The sequence below is a fragment of the Synechococcus sp. RedBA-s genome, assembly GCF_024345495.1.
GTDB lineage: Bacteria > Cyanobacteriota > Cyanobacteriia > PCC-6307 > Cyanobiaceae > Regnicoccus_A.
In genome coordinates this window covers 1-18,493 of the sequence record NZ_JAGQBF010000043.1, presented here as the reverse complement: position 1 = coordinate 18,493, position 18,493 = coordinate 1, and the positions used below count along the sequence as shown (strand labels likewise).

The following is an 18,493-nucleotide window of genomic DNA, read 5'->3' as shown; positions in this document are numbered from 1 at the left end:
GAAATGCCGGTGCGAGAAGCCCGACCGGCAGACCCGAAGGCCCTTCGTCTGTCTCAATGTAACAGAGCATTGCGAGATGTGCGGAGCCCTTAAGGTTTGCTCCGGGTTGGGGCGATCTGGTCGCCGCTGCTGCGCTTGGAGCCGCCCACTGCGGCCCACTGCCCTCCCGTCACGCTTGTTAGCGTCCGATCTGGCCAGAGGGAGCCCATGGCGCGGCCGGAGCAGCAGTTGGAACCAAATCGGCCCGCCTGCGGTGCCAGCGCTGAGCGGGTGCTGCTGATCCGTCTGCCCTGCAATCCGATCTTCCCGATCGGGCCGGTGTATCTGGCCGATCATCTGCACAAGCGCTTTCCGGGCTTGCCCCAGCGCATTCTCGATCTGGCCGCCCTGCCCCTGCTGGATGTGGAGCGGGTGCTGTTGGCCACGATCGAGGCCTTCCGCCCCAGCCTGCTGGTGTTCTCCTGGCGCGACATCCAGATCTATGCGCCGGTGGATGGCCGTGGCGGCAACCCGCTGCAGAACTCCTTTGAGGTGTTCTACGCCTCCAATCCGTTGCATCGCCTGCGCGGGGCCCTCGGTGGCCTGCGCCTGATGGGGGCGTTCTACGGCGAGCTCTGGCGGAACCTGCGCCTGGTGCGCCGCGGCCTGCGCCGGGCCCGCCGCTTCCATCCCACGGCGCGGGTGGTCATCGGTGGCGGCGCGGTGAGCGTGTTCTACGAGCAATTGGGCAAGAGCCTGCCGGCGGGCACCGTGGTGTCGGTGGGAGAAGGGGAGCCGCTGCTGGAGAAGCTGATCAGTGGCCGCTCCCTGGCCTCCGAGCGCTGCTACGTGGTGGGAGAACCGCCTCGGGGGGGGCTGATCCACGAGCAGCCGGAGGGGGTGATCAAAACCGCTTGCGACTATCCCTACATCGCCTCGATCTGGCCCCAACTCGACTGGTACCTCGATGGGGGTGATTTCTACGTGGGCGTGCAGACCAAACGCGGTTGCCCCCACAACTGCTGCTATTGCGTCTACACCGTGGTGGAAGGCAAGGCGGTGCGAGTGAATCCGGTGGAGGAGGTGGTGGCTGAGATGCGCCAGCTCTACGACCGGGGCGTGCGCGGTTTCTGGTTCACCGACGCCCAGTTCATCCCCGCCCGTCGCTACATCGACGATGCCAAGCAGCTGCTGCGGGCGATCCTGGCGGCCGGCATGGACGACATCCGCTGGGCGGCCTACATCCGCGCCGACAACATCGATGCCGAGCTGGCCGAGCTGATGGTGGCCACCGGCATGGACTACTTCGAGATCGGCATCACCTCCGGCAGCCAGGAGCTGGTGCGCAAGATGCGCATGGGCTACAACCTGCGCACCGTGTTGGAGAACTGTCGGCTGCTGGCGCGGGCCGGCTTCCGTGAGCACGTGTCGGTGAATTACTCCTTCAACGTGATCGATGAGCGCCCCGAAACGATCCGCCAGACCGTGGCCTATCACCGCGAACTGGAGCGCATCTTCGGCGCCGACAAGGTGGAGCCGGCCATCTTCTTCATCGGCCTGCAGCCCCACACCCACCTGGAGCAATACGGCTTTGAGCAGGGTCTGCTCAAGCCCGGTTACAACCCGATGAGCATGATGCCCTGGACGGCCCGCAAGCTGCTCTGGAACCCCGAGCCGATGGGGAGTGTCTTCGGGCGCATCTGCCTGGAGGCCTTCGAAACCAACCCCAGTGATTTCGGCCGTACCGTCATGGTTCTGCTGGAGCGGGACTACGGCCTCGCCCCGCTCGAGGAGGCCCTGCATGCGCCGGTGGAGGGCCGCCGGGCCTTGGCCACGGCCGTGCGTTGATGCCGGTTCACCAGTAGCGCCGCCTCACCCAGAGCAGGGCGGCCAGTCCGGCCCAGCCCAGCAGCCCACCGATCGGATTGGGATCGGCGCCGCCGGGGCCAGCCAGCCAGATCGGCACCGTGGGCTCGATCTGAAGTGGCCCGGACAGCAGGGAAAACCAGCCCCAGCAGCAGCAGGCCCACCAGCAGTCCGGCCATCGGTGCGATGCCGAGGTTGAATCGAGTGTGGGCGAGGCTGAACACAGCCGCCTGGGCAATCAGAGCCCGCTGATCGGCCTGCGCTCCCCCACCCAGGCGCTGGCTCAGCTCACCCCAGAGCCAGCCGCGGAAGACCAGTTCCTCGGCGATGCCGACTCCCAGGATCAGCAAGACGGCATTGACCATCTCGGCCGGCGTCAGGCCGCCGCTCCAGCGGGCCTGACCGCTGATCAGCAGCAGACCCGCCACGAAGAGCAGCAGCAGCAGGGCCTTGAGCAGTCCGCGCAGCAGGGAGCGCAAGCCCACAGACCAGCCCACGGCAATCCCCAGCGCCCGCCAGGGCCGCCGCTCTCCCCAGACCTGGCCCAGGCGTAGGGGCAAGGTCACCAGCAGCAAGGCAAACGCGAGCCCGGTGCCCAGCAGGTTGACCTGATCAGGCCGCCAATCGCTGAACAGGCCTGCCGCCGCAAAGGGCTGCAGCGTCAGCCAGCCGAGGCCGTAGAGCAGCGGCAGATAGAGCAGCGTGCTGATCCAGCCCAACCAGGCTCGCCTGGGCACTCAGCTCTCCGGCTCGATGGTGCTGGAGAGGCCCTTGGCTTTGAGGGTTTCGCTGTAGAACTCGGCGGGCTCCAGATCGCAGACAATCACCAAGCCCACACCGGTGTTGTGGGCTTCAAGCATCACGGCGATGGCGTCCTGCTCACTGAGGGAGGGCACCACCTGGCGCAGGGTGCCGACCACGTACTCCATCGAGTTCACCGGATCGTTGTGCAGCAGCACCTTGTAGCGGGGCGAGGGCTTGCGCACCCTCTGCTTCTCCTTCTCGATCACCGCGGTGCCGCCCGGCGAGCGGCTGGGGGTTTCTACGGCGCAGGGGAGAGCCATCAGCTGGGGGGAGAGGATCATCCGGAGGGAAGAGCTGGGGGTATGACTGGCGACGGGATCTTGAACCACGAGCATCCACACAAATTAAGCGCCGGTGCCTGCGGCCACAGGCACCAGGGAGCCCCGGGCGATCCGGGCCATGGCTTCTTCCACATGGGCCCGGCTGTTGAAGGCCGAGAGCCGGAAGTAGCCCTCGCCGGCGGCGCCGAAACCGCTTCCTGGGGTGCCCACCACATGGGCGGTGGTCAGCAGATGGTCGAAGAAGCCCCAGGAATCCATCCCCTCGGGGGTTTTCAGCCATACATAGGGGGCCTGCTCTCCGCCGTACACCTGTAGGCCGGCGGCGCTGAGCTCCCGGCGGATGATCGCCGCGTTCTCCATGTAAAAGGCCACCAGGGCCTTCACCTGGGCCTGGCCCTCAGCTGAGTACACCGCTTCGGCGCCCCGCTGCACGATGTAGCTGACCCCGTTGAACTTGGTGCTCTGGCGCCGGTTCCACAGCGCCCAGAGCTCGGCGCTCTCCCCCTCCGCGCTGGTGCCCACCAGCCCGCGGGGCACCACGGTGATGGCGCAGCGGGTGCCGGTGAAGCCGGCGTTCTTGGAGAAGGAGCGAAACTCGATCGCGCACTCCCGTGCCCCCTCGATCTCATAGATGGAGTGGGGCAGCTCGGGATCCTGGATGAAGGCCTCGTAGGCGGCGTCGAACAGGATCAGAGCGTTGTGGGCGCGGGCGTAGTCGACCCATTGCTGGAGCTGGGCCCGGCTGGCCACCGCACCGGTGGGGTTGTTGGGGAAGCAGAGGTAGATCAGATCCACCGGCTGCAGGGGCAGCGGGGCGTTGAAGCCGTTCTCGGCACTGATCGGCAGGTAGGTGAGGCCGCCGTACTGGCCGTTGGCGTCGGCCTCGCCTGTGCGCCCCGCCATCACATTGCTGTCCACGTACACCGGGTACACCGGGTCAGTCACGGCGATGCGGTTGTCCGGTCCGAGGATGTCGAGGATGTTGCTGCTGTCGCACTTGGAGCCGTCCGAGACGAAGATCTCCTCGGCGCTGATGGCGCAGCCGCGCGACTGGAAATCGTGCTGGGCGATGGCCTCACGCAGCCACAGGTAGCCCTGCTCGGGGCCATAGCCGTGGAAACCTTCCGGCGTTCCCATGGCGTCGATGGCCGTCTTCATCGCCTCGCGGCAGGCGGCCGGCAGCGGTTCGGTGACATCACCGATGCCCAGGCGGATGATCGGGGCCCCGGGGTTGGCCTCGCTGAAGGCCTTCACCCGTCGGCCGATCTCGGGGAAGAGGTACCCCGCTTTGAGCTTGAGATAGTTGCCGTTGATCTGAACCACTGCTGCGGCGCCCACTGGTGCTGTGAGGGGCATCTTCCTATGGCGCCGGCCAGGCTCGATACCATCGGCCCGTGCCCTGGCCGTGAAGCTGTGACCGTCGCCGAAGCGAGCCAGCCGATCGGGGCGTCGCCCCCCCCGCTCGACGCCCCCGTCGATTTCGAGCAGCTGGTGGACCGCAGCATCACCAAGCCGGGCCGCTACCTCGGCAATGAGCTGGGCGTCGAGCCCCGCGACTGGCCGGCCGCCGGCGTGCGCTGGGCCCTCACCTACCCCGAGATCTACGAGGTGGGCGCCAGCAATCTGGGCCACATCATTCTCTATTCGATCCTCAACGCCGTTCCCGGCCAGCTCTGCGACCGCGCCTACCTGCCGGCGCCGGATCTGGCCTTACGGCTGCGCCAGCGGCAGCAGGCCCTGTTCGCGGTGGAGAGCCGCCGGCCCCTGCCCGCCTTCGATCTCCTCGGCTTCAGCCTCAGCTATGAGCTGGGCGCCACCAACATCCTCGAGATGTTGGATCTGGCCCGCGTGCCGATCCACGCCTCAGAGCGGGGCGACCTGCCCCTGGCCGATCCCGCCGCTCCACCGCTGATCTTCGCCGGTGGCCCCACCGCCACCAGCAACCCGGAGCCCTTCGCCGCCTTCTTCGATTTCATCGCCCTCGGCGACGGCGAAGAGCTGCTGCCGGAGATCGGTCTGGTGGTGGCCGAGGGCAAAGCGGCCGGCCTCAGCCGCTCCGCCCTGCTGCGCGATCTGGCCCAGGTGCCGGGGGTCTACGTGCCCTCGCTCTACGGCCCTGGCCCTGATGGCATCAGCCTGGTGCCCCTGCAGCCCGAGGCCCCCCAGCGGGTGCTGCGGCGGGTGGCCACGCCGATGCCCCACTACGGCATGGGTCTGGTGCCCCACATCGAGACTGTCCACGACCGGCTCACGATCGAGATCCGCCGCGGCTGCACCCGTGGCTGTCGCTTCTGCCAGCCGGGCATGCTCACCCGCCCCGCCCGCGATGTGGAGCCCGAGGCGGTGATCGAGGCGGTGGAAACGGGGATGGAGCGCACCGGCTACAGCGACTTCTCCCTGCTCTCGCTCAGCTGCTCCGACTACCTGGCCCTGCCGGCGGTGGGGGTGGAGCTGCGTAACCGCCTGGCCGATCAGAACGTGAGCCTCACCCTGCCCAGTCAGCGGGTGGACCGCTTCGATCAGAACATCGCCCACATCCTCGGCGGCACCCGCAAGGCCGGGCTCACATTCGCCCCGGAGGCCGGCAGCCAGCGCCTGCGCGACATTGTCAACAAGGGCCTCAGCGACGCCGAGCTGCTGCGGGGCATCCGCACGGCCATGGAGAGCGGTTACCGCCGGGTCAAGCTCTATTTCATGATCGGCCTGCCGGGGGAAACCGATGCCGATGTGCTCGGCATCGCCGACACCTGCCGCTCGTTGCAGCAGCAGTGCCGTGATCTGGGCCGGCTGGAGCTGAATCTCACGATCAGCAACTTCACCCCCAAGCCCCACACCCCCTTCCAGTGGCACAGCGTGTCCACATCGGAGTTCCGGCGGCGCCAGGAGCTGCTGCGCCGGGAGCTGCGCACGCTCAGGGGCCTCAAGACGACTTTCACCGATCCGCGCCTCTCGGCGATGGAGGACTTCGTCGGGCGTGGTGATCGCCGCCTGGCGCCTGTGATCGAGGCCGCCTGGCGCGCCGGTGCCGGCCTCGATGCCTGGTTCGAGACGATCGAGTCCACCCATGCCGCCTGGACCGGCGCCATCGAGGCCGCGGGGCTGGGCGGCCGCTACCGGGCCCTGGAGATGGGCGACTGGAGCAGCACCGGCGCCCTCAGCAGCGCCGACCTCAAGGCCTTCTGCGCCCAGCCGCTCCCCTGGGATCACATCGACACCGGTGTCGACAAGGCCTGGCTGGCGGAAGACCTGCAGCGGGCGCTCGCCGCGGTGGTGGTGCCTGATTGCTCCTTCGACGGCTGCAGCAGCTGTGGTGTCTGCGGGCCCGAGTTCGGCCACAACGTGGTGGTGGAGGCGCCGCCGATCCCCCCGCAGCACCCCAGCCGTGCTCCGGCCAGTGAGCGGTTGCAGCGGCTGCGTTTCGGTTTCAGCAAGACCGGTGCACTGGCCCTGCTCAGCCACCTCGATCTGGCGCGGCTGATGGAGCGGGCCCTGCGCCGCAGCGGCCTGCCCGTGAGCTTCAGCGGTGGCTTCCATCCCCTGCCCCGTCTGCAGTTCGCCCTGGCGCTGCCCCTGGGGGTGGAGGCCAGCGGTGAGTGGTTCGACCTGGAGTTCGCGGCCAGAGTGGATCCCGCCGCCGCCCTCGCTCAGCTGCAGGCCACCCTGCCCGAGGGGCTGACGCTGTCGGGGGTGGAGGAGGTGCCGGTGCGGGGGGGCAGCCTGGCCCAGGAGTTGGAGGGGGCCCTGTGGAGTGTCGAGCTGGTGACGGCTGCCCCGGGCCCGGGCGCCGCCGCCTGGGGGCCTGCCCTGGAGAGCGTGCTCGCCGCGGCTGAACTCCCCTGGAGCGACACCGACAAGAAGGGACGGCCCCGCCAGCGGGACTGCCGGCCCCTGCTGGAGGAACTCAGCCTGGTGGAGGCTGGCGATGGGTCCTGCCACTGCCGCCTGGGGGCCCGCATCGACGCCCAGGGGCGGAGTCTGCGCCCGGAGCAGCTGTGTTTCTGGCTGCAACAGCGACTGGGGATCCCTGTGCAGCTGGGGCGGGTGAGCCGCCAGCTGCTGCGGCTACGGCCGCTGGAGCCCAGGGCTCAGGAACACCCGTGCTAGCCTCGCCTGAAGACGGCAGATCCGTCTGTAGCTTTCATTCTGCAGACGTCGTTCTACGGCACCTCGTTCCGTAGAACCTGTTCCGCGCTTTGGCCGGCTTCTCTCCGGCAGCATCGCCGCGAATGGAGGTTGATCCTCCTGAGGATGCTCCTCAAAAGGTTTTTCTCCTCCGTCTTCGTCCTGCTGGTTCAGCAGTTGAGCGGCTTTGCGGCGCGCTCTGCCCAGCGGGTTCGTGCTTCAGGGACCTGGTCCCATCCATGGCATGGCTCCACAGAGCCACCCCCCTATCCTCCATGCCCCAGCAGATTGTCATCGCGGAGCAACTGCGGATCGCCGCGGTGCTCAACGACGACCGTGTTGATGAACTGGTCGTAGCCCAGGGTCGCTATCAGATTGGCGACGTCTATCTTGGCCGGGTCGAGAATGTTCTCCCAGGAATTGATGCTGCTTTCGTCAACATTGGCGAAAGCGAAAAGAATGGCTTCATTCATGTCACTGATCTCGGTCCCCTGCGCCTGAGGAAGGGCGCTGCAGGCATTACCGAACTGCTCGAGCCCCGCCAGAAGGTGCTCGTGCAGGTGATGAAGGAGCCCACCGGGACCAAGGGTCCCCGCCTCACCGGCAACCTCACCCTGCCCGGCCGCTTTCTGGTGCTGCAGCCCCAGGGTCAGGGGGTGAGCATCTCGCGGCGGATCAGCGGCGAAAACGAACGCAACCGCCTGCGGGCCCTCGGGGTGCTGATCAAGCCCCCGGGTGCCGGGCTGCTGGTGCGCACCGAAGCCGAGGGGGTCAGCGAAGATCAGCTGATCGACGACCTCGAGACTCTCCTGCGGCAGTGGGAGGGCATCCAGGAAGCTGCTGAGACGGCCACCCCTCCGGTGCTGCTCAACCGCGACGAAGATTTCATCCACCGGATCCTGCGCGACCTCTACAGCCCCGAGGTCTGGCGGGTGGTGGTGGACACCCCGGCTGCGGTGGCCCGGGTGAACGCCTTCCTCGGCGCTGACCAGGCCAATCTGCTGGTGGAGCACAACGGCGACGGCACCGATGTGCTCGAGCAGTACCGGGTGAATGCCGCCATCCGTGACGCCCTCAAGCCACGGGTGGATCTGCCTTCCGGCGGTTACGTGATCATCGAGCCCACCGAGGCGCTCACGGTGATCGATGTGAACTCCGGCTCCTTCACCCGCTCCGCCAGTTCGCGCGAAACGGTGCTCTGGACCAACTGTGAGGCCGCCGCTGAGATTGCCCGTCAGCTCAAGCTGCGCAACATCGGTGGTGTGGTGATCATCGACTTCATCGACATGGAGTCGCGCCGTGATCAGTTGATGCTGTTGGAGCACTTCACCCAATCGGTGCAGGATGACGCGGCCCGTCCCCAGATCGCCCAGCTCACCGAGCTGGGTCTGGTGGAACTGACCCGTAAGCGCCAGGGTCAGAACATCTATGAACTGTTCGGTCGCGCCTGCCCCAGCTGTGGTGGTCTCGGTCATGTGGCTGTGCTGCCGGGCAAGGACACCCTCCAGCCCCTGGCCACCGTCACGGGCCTGGTGCGCTCGGCCGCCTCGGCGCGGGCGGAAGTGCCCAGCCCCAACGGCGCCGAGCCCAGCAGCGGTCGGCGCCGCGGCGGCCGCGGTGGCCGCGGCGGCCGCGGTGCCAGCGAAGCCACTGACAGCACCCCTGCGACCTTCTTTGCGGAGGAGATCCAGGATCTCGCCCCTGCCAGCGCGCCGGAGCCGGGCCATGGCTCCAGCGCCGACAGCGCTGGTGGTGGCAACCTCAGCCGCCGCCAGGATCCCGATCTGGTAGCCGTGCCGATGGACGCCGACCAGGAACTCGTCTACGGCTGGATGGGCCTGAGCCCCGCTCTGCTGCTGGATCCGCCCCCCACTGGCGAGAATCTGGTGGTGCGGGTGGTGCGGCCCGGTGAAGATGGCGATGCGGTGCTTGATGCGGCCCGTCAGCAGCTGGCGGCCTCCGGCTCCCGCCGCCGCCGCCGTGGTGGTCGTGGTGGCAGTGGCGTCGACGCCGGTGCCCCCAGCCCCCGCTCCGGCGGCGAGATTGCCGCACCCCGCCGAGAGATCGAGGCCCCCAGCCGCTATCGCCAGGACAGCCCTGACGACGACGGTCAGGCGACGTTGGTGGAGATCACCCCGCTGCCCGAGGCCTTTGGTGATCTCGAGGAGGCACCGATGACCACAGTGATCGAGTCCACGGTGATGCACATTCCCGTGTCCCAGGTGGCTTCGCCGGCATCGGGGCGGGTGGGTCGCTCCCAGCCCAGGAGCCGAAAGCAACCACTGCGCTCGGACGGCGGTGGTGGCGTCGCGGTCGCTGAACCTCCCGTTCAGGCCCCCGTTGAGGCACCCCCCCTGCCTGTGGTGGACGAGAGCGATCCCAGCGGTGAGCCTCGCCGCCGCCGCCGCCGCTCCTCCGCCAGCGTCTGAGTGCCCCAGCGGGTCCTCGCCGGTGTCGATGAAGTGGGCCGTGGTTGTCTGTTCGGCCCGGTCTTTGCCGCCGCTGTGGTCCTGCCGGGCCAGGCGAAGGCACCCCTGGCGGCCGCCGGCCTCACCGACAGCAAGGCCCTGAGCCCTCGCCATCGTCAGCGGCTGGTGCCGCTGATCACTGCCCAGGCTTCCGCCTGGGCACTCGGTCAGGCCTCCGCCGCTGACATCGATCGCCTGGGCATCCGGGCCGCCACGGAGATGGCCATGCTCAGGGCTCTGCAGCGCCTGCCCAAGGCCCCTGACCTGGTGCTGGTGGATGGCGTGCTGCCCCTGCGGATGTGGCGGGGCCGGCAGCGGACGCTGGTCCATGGCGATCGCCGCTGCCTGGCGATCGCCGCCGCCAGTGTGCTGGCCAAGCAGGCCCGTGATGCCTTGCTCGTGCGCCTGGCAGAGCGCTTTCCCGGCTATGGACTCGAGCGCCACGCCGGCTACGGCACCGCCCTTCACCGGGAGGCCCTGGTTCGCCTGGGCCCATGCTCCCTGCACCGCCTCAGCTTCCTGGGCAAGGTGCTCAGCGGCCCTCGCGCCAGCTGCTGAAGTCCTTCAGCAGCTGCTGGCTCACCCGGGTGCGGATGCCCAGAAGGACACCACCCAGCAGGGAGCGACCGGTGGCTTCGAGCACCCGGGGCGCAATCAGGCGCAGCATCGGCGGCCGGCTCACGCTCACCGCCATCTGGGCCACTCCCTCCAGCCCCTGGTCGCCCACCTCCAGCCAGGAGGTCAGGTTCAGCTGGAAGTCCTCCACCAGCCCCAGCCCCTCCAGGTGACACTCCACCGCATCGAGCTCCAGGCGCCCGGGGCGCCGCTGGGCCCGCAGCTGCACCACCGGCTTGACCTGCAGCTGAAACACCTGCAGCCCCGTCACGTCGTAGCGGTAGTGCCCATCTCCGAGCCGGGTCAGCTGGCTGGGATCCAGCAGGGCCTGAATCACCCGCTCCTCGTCGTCGAGATAGGTCACCAGCTCGTCGGAGCGCTCGTCGATGGCGAGGCTGAGCTGCTGGCTGGCACTGAAGGCCAGGGTCATCGCCTCGTCTCGCTGGCCGGGGGGGGATGATCTTATCGACCGCTGTTTCACCCCCTTCACCATGCGTGTTGCCTTCCTCGGCCCTGTCGGCACCTACGGCGAGCAGGCGACGCGGCAGCTGGCGGCCCTCGAGGGGATCGAAGCGCCGGAGTTGCTGGCCCAGAGTGGCATTCGCTCGGTGGTCAGGGCCCTGGCGGAGGGCCGCTGTGATGCTGCCGTGGTGCCCGTGGAGAACTCCGTTGAGGGCGGGGTGACCGCCTGCCTCGATGGCCTGTGGGAGCACCCCGACCTGCGCATCCGTCGCGGGCTGGTGTTGCCGATCCGCCACGCCCTGCTGGGCTCCGGGCCGATCGAGCGGATCAGTGAAGTGCTCTCCCACCCCCAGGCCCTGGCCCAGTGCAGCCTCTGGCTGAGCGAGCACCTGAGCGAAGCCCTGCAGCTGCCCACCAGCTCCACCGCCGAAGCGGCCCGGCTGGTGGCCGGCAGCCGTTTCCGCGCGGCGGTGGCCTCACCCCGCGCCGCCCAGGAGCATGGGCTCGAGGTGCTCGCCTACCCCATCAATGATGTGTCCGGCAACTGCACCCGCTTCCTGATGCTGCAGCGGCAGGTGGAAAGTCAGGCGGATGCGGCCACGCTCTGCAGCCTGGCCTTCTCGCTGCGCAGCAACAGCCCCGGTGCCCTGCTGGAGGCCCTGAGCTGCTTCGCCACCCTCCAGCTCAACATGAGCCGGATCGAGTCACGCCCCTCCAAGCGGGAGATGGGCGAGTACATCTTCTTCGTGGATCTGGAGATGCCGGCCGACCCCGGTCTGCTGGAGCAGGCGATCGAGGCCGTGCGCGGCCATTGCCAGCACCTGGCCCTGTTCGGGACCTACCCGCTCACCAACCTCTCCGAGGAGCAGTAGCGGAAGACCCCGAAACGCATCATCCCGGTGCTGAAGGCCCAGTGCATCAGCAGGATCGTCGGCGCCTCGCGCAGACCCTGAAGCAGCGCCCCGGGTCCCAGGCTGAGGATGGCGCCGGGCCGCCGCACCCCTTCGAGGATGGAGTCGATCCAGGAGGGCAGGGTGGCTGCACTCCAGTCGGCGGTGGACACCGGGGTGCCGCGCCAGTGGGGGCTGGCCTCGAGGTTGCGACGGAAGGAGGGGATGGAGGCGAATTCCGGATGGGCCCACTGGTGCAGCAACTGATCCATCACCCAGCGCTCCAGACCGTTGAGCTCACCGTCGCCAGGATCCCGCCGGTTCCAGTCGGCCACCGCCAGTTGCCCCGCCGGGGCCAGAACCCGCAGCAGTTCATCGGCATAGCGCTGCTTGTCGGGCATGTGCGGCCCCGCTTCCACGCTCCAGACGGCCTCGAAGCTGCCATCCTCCAGTTCCAGTGCCAGGGCATCCATCACCGCAAAGCGGCAGGTGAGGCCGGGGGGGGTGAGCTGGTGGGCCCGCTCCACCTGGGCCGGGCTGATGCTGATGCCCAGCACGTCGAAGCCGTAGTCGCGGGCGAGGATGCGGGCGCTGCCGCCAATGCCGCAACCCACATCCAGCAGGCGGCTGCCGGGGGGCAACTGGTCGAGACCCGACCAGCGCACCAGCTCATGCACGAACTGCTCCTTGGCGGTTCTGAAATCTCGGGATTCCGGCGGGGTGCCGTAGTGCCCCAGGTGCACGTGCTCACCCCAGAGGGTCTCCAGCAGCCGATCAGAGGTCCAGCGGTCGTAGGCCTCGGCCACGGTGGCCGTGCTCTGGAAGCGGCGGTCCCGACGCTGCCATTCCCGCACCAGGCCAAGACTGAGCAGACCGGCTCCGGCACCGATGGCCAGAGGCGGCAGCCAGGTTGGAAGCGGCATCAGCTGGGTTCCTGCCTGGGTTCCCCCAGGTCCTTGAAGGTGTCTTTCAGCACGGTGCGGGCCGCCAGTTGCCGGCGGGTCTGATCGAGCAGTGCGAATTCCTGGCGCAGGCGCTCTGAGGTGTCGGTGAGCTCCAGCAGGGCCTGCTGATGGTCAGCCACCGGACCGCCCAGGTGGGAGCCGATCCAGAAGGACAACTCACGGGGCAGATCGGGCAGATCCGCTGGCAGAGTGGTGGGCTTGCCAATCAATTTGCCGGTGAGATCCACCACATCGCGCAGGGCCTGGGTGACCTGGAGGCCGAGATCCTGGAGCACATCGTGGCTGGTGTTGGGATCGTCCTCGATCCAGCTGACCATGGCCACACGGAAGGGCGCTTCACGCACCACTTCAAGCACGCGAAATCGCTGCTGACCAAGGGTGACAATGTTGCTGCGATCGTCGTCCTGGGTCTGGCATTGGAGGATTTCAGCGCAGCAGCCCACCTGGGCCATCTCCTGCTGATTTGGATCCCAGCGCACCACGCCAAAGCGGCGGTCAGTTTCCAGCACCGTTCGCAACATCATGCGATAGCGGGGCTCAAAAATATGCAGGGGCAAGACTTCCTGCGGGAACAGCACCACATCCGGCAGGGGGAAGAGTGGGAGTTCCCTCACGGCCAGATCACTCACGGAAGGTCTGCGGGGCGGCGATGGGTGGTCAGTGGAACTGCTGGAGCGCCAAAGGGATGAGGAAAGTCTAGAAAAAAAGGACCCACCGGGAGGGAGGGTCCAGAAATTCGTCGCTTCCTGCCGACGGCTGGCTCAGAGCTTCACTTCAATGTCGACGCCACTGGGCAGATCGAGCTTCATCAGCGCGTCGATCGTCTTGGCCGTGGGGCTGTAGATGTCGATGATGCGACGGTGGGTGCGCGTCTCGAAGTGCTCACGGGAGTCCTTGTCCACGTGGGGCGAGCGCAGCACGCAATAGATCTTGCGCTTGGTGGGCAGAGGGATCGGACCGATGGCCGTGGCAGCGGTGTGATCGGCCGTTTCGATGATCTTTTCGCAGGAGAGATCCAGCATGCGGCGATCAAACGCCTTGAGACGGATGCGGATCTTCTGCTGGGCGATGGCGGCTGACATGGAAAAACTCGTGGGGACGGAGGCCTTGGTGGAGACCGAAGCCGGCTGTGGACAACTTGTCGATGTGCGAGACGAGGGGCTGAAACCAGGCTGGAATCAGCCCCTGCATCAAGGGGACGGGCTGAGCCCTCTCGGCCTCAGGCGACGATCTTGGAGACCACGCCGGCACCGATGGTGCGGCCGCCTTCGCGGATGGCGAAGCGCATGCCCTGCTCAATGGCCACTGGGCAGATCAGCTCAGCGGACATCTTGATGCGGTCACCGGGCATCACCATCTCCACATTGGTGCCGTCATCGGCGGTGAAGGCAGTGATCTGGCCGGTCACATCCGTGGTGCGGATGTAGAACTGAGGCCGGTATCCAGCGAAGAAGGGGGTGTGGCGACCACCCTCTTCTTTCTTGAGGACATACACTTCACCTTCGAACTTGGTGTGGGGCTTGATCGAGTTGGGCTTGACCAGCACCATGCCACGCTCGATGTCCTCCTTCTGCACGCCGCGCAGCAGCAGACCGACGTTGTCGCCAGCCATGCCCTCGTCGAGCAGTTTGCGGAACATCTCCACGCCAGTGACGGTGGTTTCGCGGGTGTCTTTGATGCCGACGATCTGGACTGTTTCGCCCACTTTCACCTTGCCGCGCTCGATCCGGCCGGTGGCGACGGTGCCGCGTCCGGTGATCGAGAAGACGTCTTCGACGGCCATCAGGAAGGGCTTGTCGATCTCACGCTCGGGCTCGGGGATCGATTCGTCGACGGCATCCATGAGATCGAGGATCTTGTCGACCCACTCGTTCTCACCGCGGATGCCCTTGCCGCCGCCCTGGATGTGCTCAAGGGCCTTGAGGGCGGAGCCGGCGATGATGGGGATGTCATCACCGGGGAAGTCGTAGCTGCTGAGCAGCTCACGCATCTCCAGTTCGACGAGCTCGAGGATTTCCTCGTCGTCGACCATGTCCTTCTTGTTGAGGAACACCACCAGGGCGGGGACGCCCACCTGCTTGGCCAGGAGGATGTGCTCCTTGGTCTGGGCCATGGGGCCGTCGGTGGCGGCCACCACCAGAATGGCGCCGTCCATCTGGGCGGCTCCGGTGATCATGTTCTTGACGTAGTCCGCGTGACCCGGGCAGTCGACGTGGGCGTAGTGACGGTTGCCTGTCTCGTACTCGACGTGGGCGGTATTGATCGTGATGCCCCGCTCCTTTTCTTCAGGAGCACCATCGATTTCGTCGTAGGCCTGAGCCTTGGCCTGGCCAAGGGTAGCCAGCACGTTGGTGATGGCGGCGGTGAGGGTGGTCTTGCCGTGGTCGACGTGGCCGATGGTGCCGATGTTGACGTGAGGTTTGTTCCTCTGAAACTTCTCGCGAGCCATTGAAGGAAGGAATCGGGGGGGCTGTGGTTAGGGTTGAGAGATCAGGAATTGCCCTGATTCTTGGCGATGATGGCCTCAGCAACATTGCGAGGAACTTCCTCGTAATGGCTGAACTCCATCGAGAAAATACCCCGACCCTGGGTCATGGATCGGAGTTGAGTGGCGTAGCCGAACATTTCGGCCAGGGGCACCTTGGACTGGACTTTAGACTGTCCGTTGTCGATGGATTGCCCTTCGACCTGTCCGCGACGGGAGGACAGGTCGCCGATGACCGGGCCGAGGTAATCATCGGGGATCTCGACTTCCACCTTCATCATCGGCTCAAGAAGTACTGGATTGCACTTCTTAACGCCGTCTTTGAAGGCCAAGGAGCCGGCGATCTTGAACGCCATTTCGGAGGAATCGACATCGTGGTATGAACCATCGACCATGGTGACCTTGATGTCGATCATTGGGAATCCCGCAATCACGCCGGATTGGCAGGTTTCTTTCATGCCGTTTTCGGCCGGTCCGATATATTCCTTAGGTACGATGCCGCCAACGATCTTATTGACGAATTCAAAGCCGGAACCTGGCTCGCCAGGCTCCATCTCGATCACCACGTGTCCGTATTGGCCCTTGCCACCGGTCTGACGCGCGAATTTACCTTCGCCTTTGGCGCGGGCACGGATTGTTTCGCGGTAAGACACCTGAGGGGCGCCGATGTTGGCTTCCACCTTGAATTCCCGCAACATCCGATCCACCAGGATCTCCAGGTGCAGCTCGCCCATGCCTGCGATCACCGTCTGGCTGGTTTCTGGATCTGTTGATACCCGGAAGGTTGGATCTTCTTCGGAGAGGGATTGAAGGGCCTTGGAAAGCTTCTCCATATCACCCTTGGTTTTGGGCTCAACGGCCACTGAAATCACCGGTTCAGGGATGAACAGGGATTCCAGGATGATCGGGTCGCTTTCCGGACAGAGGGTGTCACCGGTGGTGGTGTCCTTGAGGCCGAGCACAGCTCCAAGATCACCGGCACGCAGCTCATCCACCTCTTCGCGATCGTCGGCCTTGAGAAGGATCAGACGCGAAATTCTCTCTTTCTTGTCCTTTGTGCTGTTCAACACGTAGCTGCCCTTCTGGAGGACGCCGGAATACATGCGTATGAAAGTGAGTTTGCCGTAGGGGTCGGCCATTACCTTGAACGCCAGGGCGCTGAAGGGAGCGTTGTCGTCGCAGGGACGGTTGGATTCGCTGCCGTCGGGAAGCAGACCCGTGATCGGAGGCACGTCGACCGGTGCTGGCAGGTAGTCGATAACAGCGTCGAGAACCAGCTGGACCCCCTTATTCTTGAAGGCCGAACCGCAGAGCATTGGCACGAGGCCGTGCTTGACAACGCCGGTTCGGATGCCTTTGATCAGTTGCTCATTGGTGAGCTTGCCGTTCTCCAGGAAGGCTTCCACCAGCTCTTCGTCGGTCTCCGCTACCGACTCCATCAGCTTGCCGCGCCACTTGGCGGCCTCCTCCTTCATGTCATCAGGGATTTCGGCTTCGACAATGTCGGTGCCGAGGTCATTGGTATAGAGAACCGCTTTCTCATGCACCAGATCAACGATGCCCTTGAGATCACCTTCAGCGCCGATGGGCAGCTGCAGGGGAATGGCGTTGGCCTTGAGGCGATCCTTGATCTGATCGTAAACCTTGAGGAAATTTGCACCGGTGCGGTCCATCTTGTTAACGAACACGATCCGGGGCACGTTGTAGCGATCGGCTTGGCGCCAGACCGTTTCCGACTGGGGCTGCACACCACCCACCGCGCAGAAGACAGCCACGACGCCATCAAGCACACGCATCGAGCGCTCCACCTCGATGGTGAAATCGACGTGCCCTGGGGTGTCAATGATGTTGATGCGGTGATCTTTCCAGCTGGTGGAGATGGCCGCTGCCGTGATAGTGATGCCGCGCTCGCGCTCCTGCTCCATCCAGTCGGTTACAGCGGCGCCATCATGCACCTCGCCCATTTTGTGGACCACCCCTGAATAGAACAGGATCCGTTCGGTCGTGGTGGTCTTGCCCGCATCGATATGGGCGGCAATGCCGATATTTCTGACGCGGTCCAGGGGATAGGCGCGGGCCACGGGGAGGGTCTCCGGTGTTTGATCGACGAGTTTTGCGGGCGCATGTTCAAAAATTGACCTGATCCGACTGAAGGCGCCCGCCATTCAGTCAGGAAGGGTGCTCAGTAGCGGTAGTGGGCGAAGGCCTTGTTGGCCTCGGCCATCTTGTGGGTTTCTTCGCGCTTGCGCACGGCACTGCCAGCTTCGTTGGCGGCGTCCATCAGTTCACCAGCCAGCTTCTGGGCCATGCTGCGGCCGTTGCGGGCCCTGGAGAAGTTCACCAGCCAGCGCAGTGCCATGGCGGTGCCGCGTTCCTGCCGCACTTCCATGGGCACCTGGTAAGTGGCGCCGCCTACCCGGCGGGCGCGAACCTCCACCAAGGGGGTGGAGTTGCGCACAGCCGTTTCGAACACCTCTAGGGGGTCGCTGCCGGTGCGGTCGTTGATCAATCCGAAGGCGTCGGAGAGGATCCGCTGAGCGGTGGACTTCTTGCCGTGCTTCATCAGACGCGCCACAACCATGGAGGCCAGGCGGCTGTTGAACTGGGGGTCAGGAAGGACTGGGCGCTTTTCAGCAGCGTTGCGGCGGGACATAAACCTGTGGGGATCGGCGGTGCGAGGGAGTGGGAGAGAAGACAGTCAGGGCTGGGGATCAGCTCTTGGGAGTCTTGGCGCCGTACTTGGAGCGGCTCTGGCGGCGATCCTTCACACCTGAGGTGTCGAGGGTGCCGCGAATGATGTGGTAACGGACGCCCGGGAGGTCTTTGACGCGACCTCCACGGATCAGCACCACGGAGTGCTCCTGGAGGTTGTGGCCGATCCCGGGGATGTAGGCCGTGACTTCGAAGCCCGAGGTGAGGCGCACCCTTGCCACCTTGCGCAGGGCCGAATTCGGCTTCTTCGGGGTGGAGGTGTACACGCGGGTGCAGACCCCGCGACGCTCTGGGCAGGCGCGCAGAGCCGGGGATTTGGTCTTGCGGGTGAGGTGCTGCCGCTCGGTGCGGATCAGCTGCTGAATCGTGGGCATCGAGGGCCGGAGAATTAGGCCGGACGTCCGACCGTTTCGACAATCCGTCACCTTACTTTGTCGTGGTCCCCCCAGCTCCCGAGCGGCTGAAGGCGGCTCCGCAGGCACAGCAGCTCACCCCCTCGCCGGTGCGGATCAGAAAGCCCCCACCGCTGAGATCCCCGCGGTAATCGAGGCTCAACCCAGCCAGCAGCGGAATCTGGGCCAACGGAGCGTGCAGGGTGATGCCATCGGCCCTGGCCACGGGAACACCGGCGAGGTGACCCGGACGGATGCGAATCACCCATTGCTCGCAGCCCCCCTCCACCAGGTCCAGGTGCATCAGGCCGGGGGTGCCGGCCACCGCGGCCTGGCGCCCCAGCTCGGCCGCCGCCGCGGAGGACAGACGCAGGCTCAGACCCTTGGGCATGGGGCGATCGCGCCGGTGGGCGGCAGGGGCAGGGTCCAGCTTGCCAGGGCCGGGGCGGGGG

The 18,493-nt window shown here is 66.2% G+C and carries 17 protein-coding genes; 5 read left to right on the top strand and 12 right to left on the bottom strand.

Going from position 1 to position 18,493, the window contains the following annotated elements; all coding sequences use genetic code 11:
- Nucleotides 1–207 precede the first annotated feature (207 nt).
- Nucleotides 208–1,827, top strand: coding sequence for a photosystem II high light acclimation radical SAM protein (locus KBY67_RS13535; protein WP_255111598.1), 1,620 nt, complete (start codon nucleotides 208–210; stop codon nucleotides 1,825–1,827).
- On the opposite strand, the gene KBY67_RS13530 is transcribed toward KBY67_RS13535, so the two are convergent.
- From KBY67_RS13530 to KBY67_RS13520, 3 genes are all read right to left on the bottom strand, one after another.
- On the bottom strand, nucleotides 1,749–2,582 hold the full coding sequence (locus KBY67_RS13530) for a CPBP family intramembrane glutamic endopeptidase (RefSeq protein WP_315855594.1): 834 nt from the start codon (nucleotides 2,580–2,582) through the stop codon (nucleotides 1,749–1,751). The genes KBY67_RS13535 and KBY67_RS13530 overlap by 79 nt on opposite strands.
- Complete coding sequence (gene clpS, locus KBY67_RS13525) at nucleotides 2,583–2,930, bottom strand: ATP-dependent Clp protease adapter ClpS (RefSeq protein WP_255111597.1); 348 nt, start codon at nucleotides 2,928–2,930, stop codon at nucleotides 2,583–2,585.
- Between the two features lie 63 nt (nucleotides 2,931–2,993).
- A complete protein-coding gene (locus KBY67_RS13520; protein WP_255111602.1) occupies nucleotides 2,994–4,253 on the bottom strand; it encodes an LL-diaminopimelate aminotransferase in 1,260 nt (419 codons plus the stop codon).
- Nucleotides 4,254–4,343: 90 nt separating this feature from the next.
- On the opposite strand from KBY67_RS13520, the gene KBY67_RS13515 reads away from it, so the two are divergent.
- From KBY67_RS13515 to KBY67_RS13505, 3 genes are all read left to right on the top strand, one after another.
- The gene (locus KBY67_RS13515) at nucleotides 4,344–7,034 is read left to right on the top strand and encodes a TIGR03960 family B12-binding radical SAM protein (RefSeq protein ID WP_255111596.1); all 2,691 of its coding nucleotides are present in this window, start codon (nucleotides 4,344–4,346) and stop codon (nucleotides 7,032–7,034) included.
- A 293-nt stretch (nucleotides 7,035–7,327) separates the two neighbouring features.
- Nucleotides 7,328–9,481, top strand: a complete 2,154-nt coding sequence (locus KBY67_RS13510; RefSeq protein ID WP_255111595.1) for an Rne/Rng family ribonuclease — start codon at nucleotides 7,328–7,330, stop codon at nucleotides 9,479–9,481.
- The gene (locus KBY67_RS13505; RefSeq protein WP_255111594.1) at nucleotides 9,482–10,078 is read left to right on the top strand and encodes a ribonuclease HII; all 597 of its coding nucleotides are present in this window, start codon (nucleotides 9,482–9,484) and stop codon (nucleotides 10,076–10,078) included.
- Here KBY67_RS13505 and KBY67_RS13500 read toward each other — a convergent pair.
- Nucleotides 10,053–10,565: a DUF1997 domain-containing protein gene (locus KBY67_RS13500; RefSeq protein ID WP_255111593.1), complete on the bottom strand. Its 513-nt coding sequence runs from the start codon at nucleotides 10,563–10,565 to the stop codon at nucleotides 10,053–10,055. The two genes, KBY67_RS13505 and KBY67_RS13500, sit on opposite strands and share 26 nt — an antisense overlap.
- Nucleotides 10,566–10,626: 61 nt before the next feature.
- On the opposite strand from KBY67_RS13500, the gene pheA reads away from it, so the two are divergent.
- The gene (gene pheA / locus KBY67_RS13495) at nucleotides 10,627–11,469 is read left to right on the top strand and encodes a prephenate dehydratase (RefSeq protein ID WP_255111592.1); all 843 of its coding nucleotides are present in this window, start codon (nucleotides 10,627–10,629) and stop codon (nucleotides 11,467–11,469) included.
- Here pheA and KBY67_RS13490 read toward each other — a convergent pair.
- From KBY67_RS13490 to KBY67_RS13455, 8 genes are all read right to left on the bottom strand, one after another.
- Entirely contained in the window at nucleotides 11,436–12,410 is a 975-nt protein-coding gene (locus KBY67_RS13490) for a methyltransferase domain-containing protein (protein WP_255111591.1), read from the bottom strand. The genes pheA and KBY67_RS13490 overlap by 34 nt on opposite strands.
- The gene (locus KBY67_RS13485; RefSeq protein WP_255111590.1) at nucleotides 12,410–13,081 is read right to left on the bottom strand and encodes an LON peptidase substrate-binding domain-containing protein; all 672 of its coding nucleotides are present in this window, start codon (nucleotides 13,079–13,081) and stop codon (nucleotides 12,410–12,412) included. The genes KBY67_RS13490 and KBY67_RS13485 overlap by 1 nt, the downstream gene beginning before the upstream one ends.
- 132 nt (nucleotides 13,082–13,213) lie before the next feature.
- The gene (gene rpsJ / locus KBY67_RS13480; RefSeq protein WP_006172311.1) at nucleotides 13,214–13,534 is read right to left on the bottom strand and encodes a 30S ribosomal protein S10; all 321 of its coding nucleotides are present in this window, start codon (nucleotides 13,532–13,534) and stop codon (nucleotides 13,214–13,216) included.
- Between the two features lie 137 nt (nucleotides 13,535–13,671).
- The gene (gene tuf / locus KBY67_RS13475) at nucleotides 13,672–14,901 is read right to left on the bottom strand and encodes an elongation factor Tu (RefSeq protein ID WP_255111589.1); all 1,230 of its coding nucleotides are present in this window, start codon (nucleotides 14,899–14,901) and stop codon (nucleotides 13,672–13,674) included.
- Nucleotides 14,902–14,942: 41 nt separating this feature from the next.
- The gene (gene fusA, locus KBY67_RS13470; RefSeq protein ID WP_255111601.1) at nucleotides 14,943–17,018 is read right to left on the bottom strand and encodes an elongation factor G; all 2,076 of its coding nucleotides are present in this window, start codon (nucleotides 17,016–17,018) and stop codon (nucleotides 14,943–14,945) included.
- 101 nt (nucleotides 17,019–17,119) lie between these two features.
- The gene (rpsG, locus tag KBY67_RS13465) at nucleotides 17,120–17,590 is read right to left on the bottom strand and encodes a 30S ribosomal protein S7 (protein WP_094555908.1); all 471 of its coding nucleotides are present in this window, start codon (nucleotides 17,588–17,590) and stop codon (nucleotides 17,120–17,122) included.
- Nucleotides 17,591–17,648: 58 nt separating this feature from the next.
- Entirely contained in the window at nucleotides 17,649–18,023 is a 375-nt protein-coding gene (gene rpsL, locus KBY67_RS13460) for a 30S ribosomal protein S12 (protein WP_255111588.1), read from the bottom strand.
- A 52-nt stretch (nucleotides 18,024–18,075) separates the two neighbouring features.
- A complete protein-coding gene (locus KBY67_RS13455; protein ID WP_255111599.1) occupies nucleotides 18,076–18,432 on the bottom strand; it encodes an AIR synthase in 357 nt (118 codons plus the stop codon).
- Nucleotides 18,433–18,493: the final 61 nt, after the last annotated feature.

Excerpts from the sequence above, each read along its gene's own strand:
- KBY67_RS13455 (WP_255111599.1), bottom strand. The coding sequence starts at position 18,432 with ATGCCCAAGGGTCTGAGCCTGCGTCTGTCCTCCGCGGCGGCGGCCGAG.
- rpsJ (WP_006172311.1), bottom strand. The coding sequence starts at position 13,534 with ATGTCAGCCGCCATCGCCCAGCAGAAGATCCGCATCCGTCTCAAGGCG.
- rpsG (WP_094555908.1), bottom strand. The coding sequence starts at position 17,590 with ATGTCCCGCCGCAACGCTGCTGAAAAGCGCCCAGTCCTTCCTGACCCC.
- KBY67_RS13500 (WP_255111593.1), bottom strand. The coding sequence starts at position 10,565 with ATGACCCTGGCCTTCAGTGCCAGCCAGCAGCTCAGCCTCGCCATCGAC.
- KBY67_RS13510 (WP_255111595.1), top strand. The coding sequence starts at position 7,328 with ATGCCCCAGCAGATTGTCATCGCGGAGCAACTGCGGATCGCCGCGGTG.
- tuf (WP_255111589.1), bottom strand. The coding sequence starts at position 14,901 with ATGGCTCGCGAGAAGTTTCAGAGGAACAAACCTCACGTCAACATCGGC.
- KBY67_RS13490 (WP_255111591.1), bottom strand. The coding sequence starts at position 12,410 with ATGCCGCTTCCAACCTGGCTGCCGCCTCTGGCCATCGGTGCCGGAGCC.
- KBY67_RS13535 (WP_255111598.1), top strand. The coding sequence starts at position 208 with ATGGCGCGGCCGGAGCAGCAGTTGGAACCAAATCGGCCCGCCTGCGGT.
- pheA (WP_255111592.1), top strand. The coding sequence starts at position 10,627 with ATGCGTGTTGCCTTCCTCGGCCCTGTCGGCACCTACGGCGAGCAGGCG.
- rpsL (WP_255111588.1), bottom strand. The coding sequence starts at position 18,023 with ATGCCCACGATTCAGCAGCTGATCCGCACCGAGCGGCAGCACCTCACC.
- clpS (WP_255111597.1), bottom strand. The coding sequence starts at position 2,930 with ATGATCCTCTCCCCCCAGCTGATGGCTCTCCCCTGCGCCGTAGAAACC.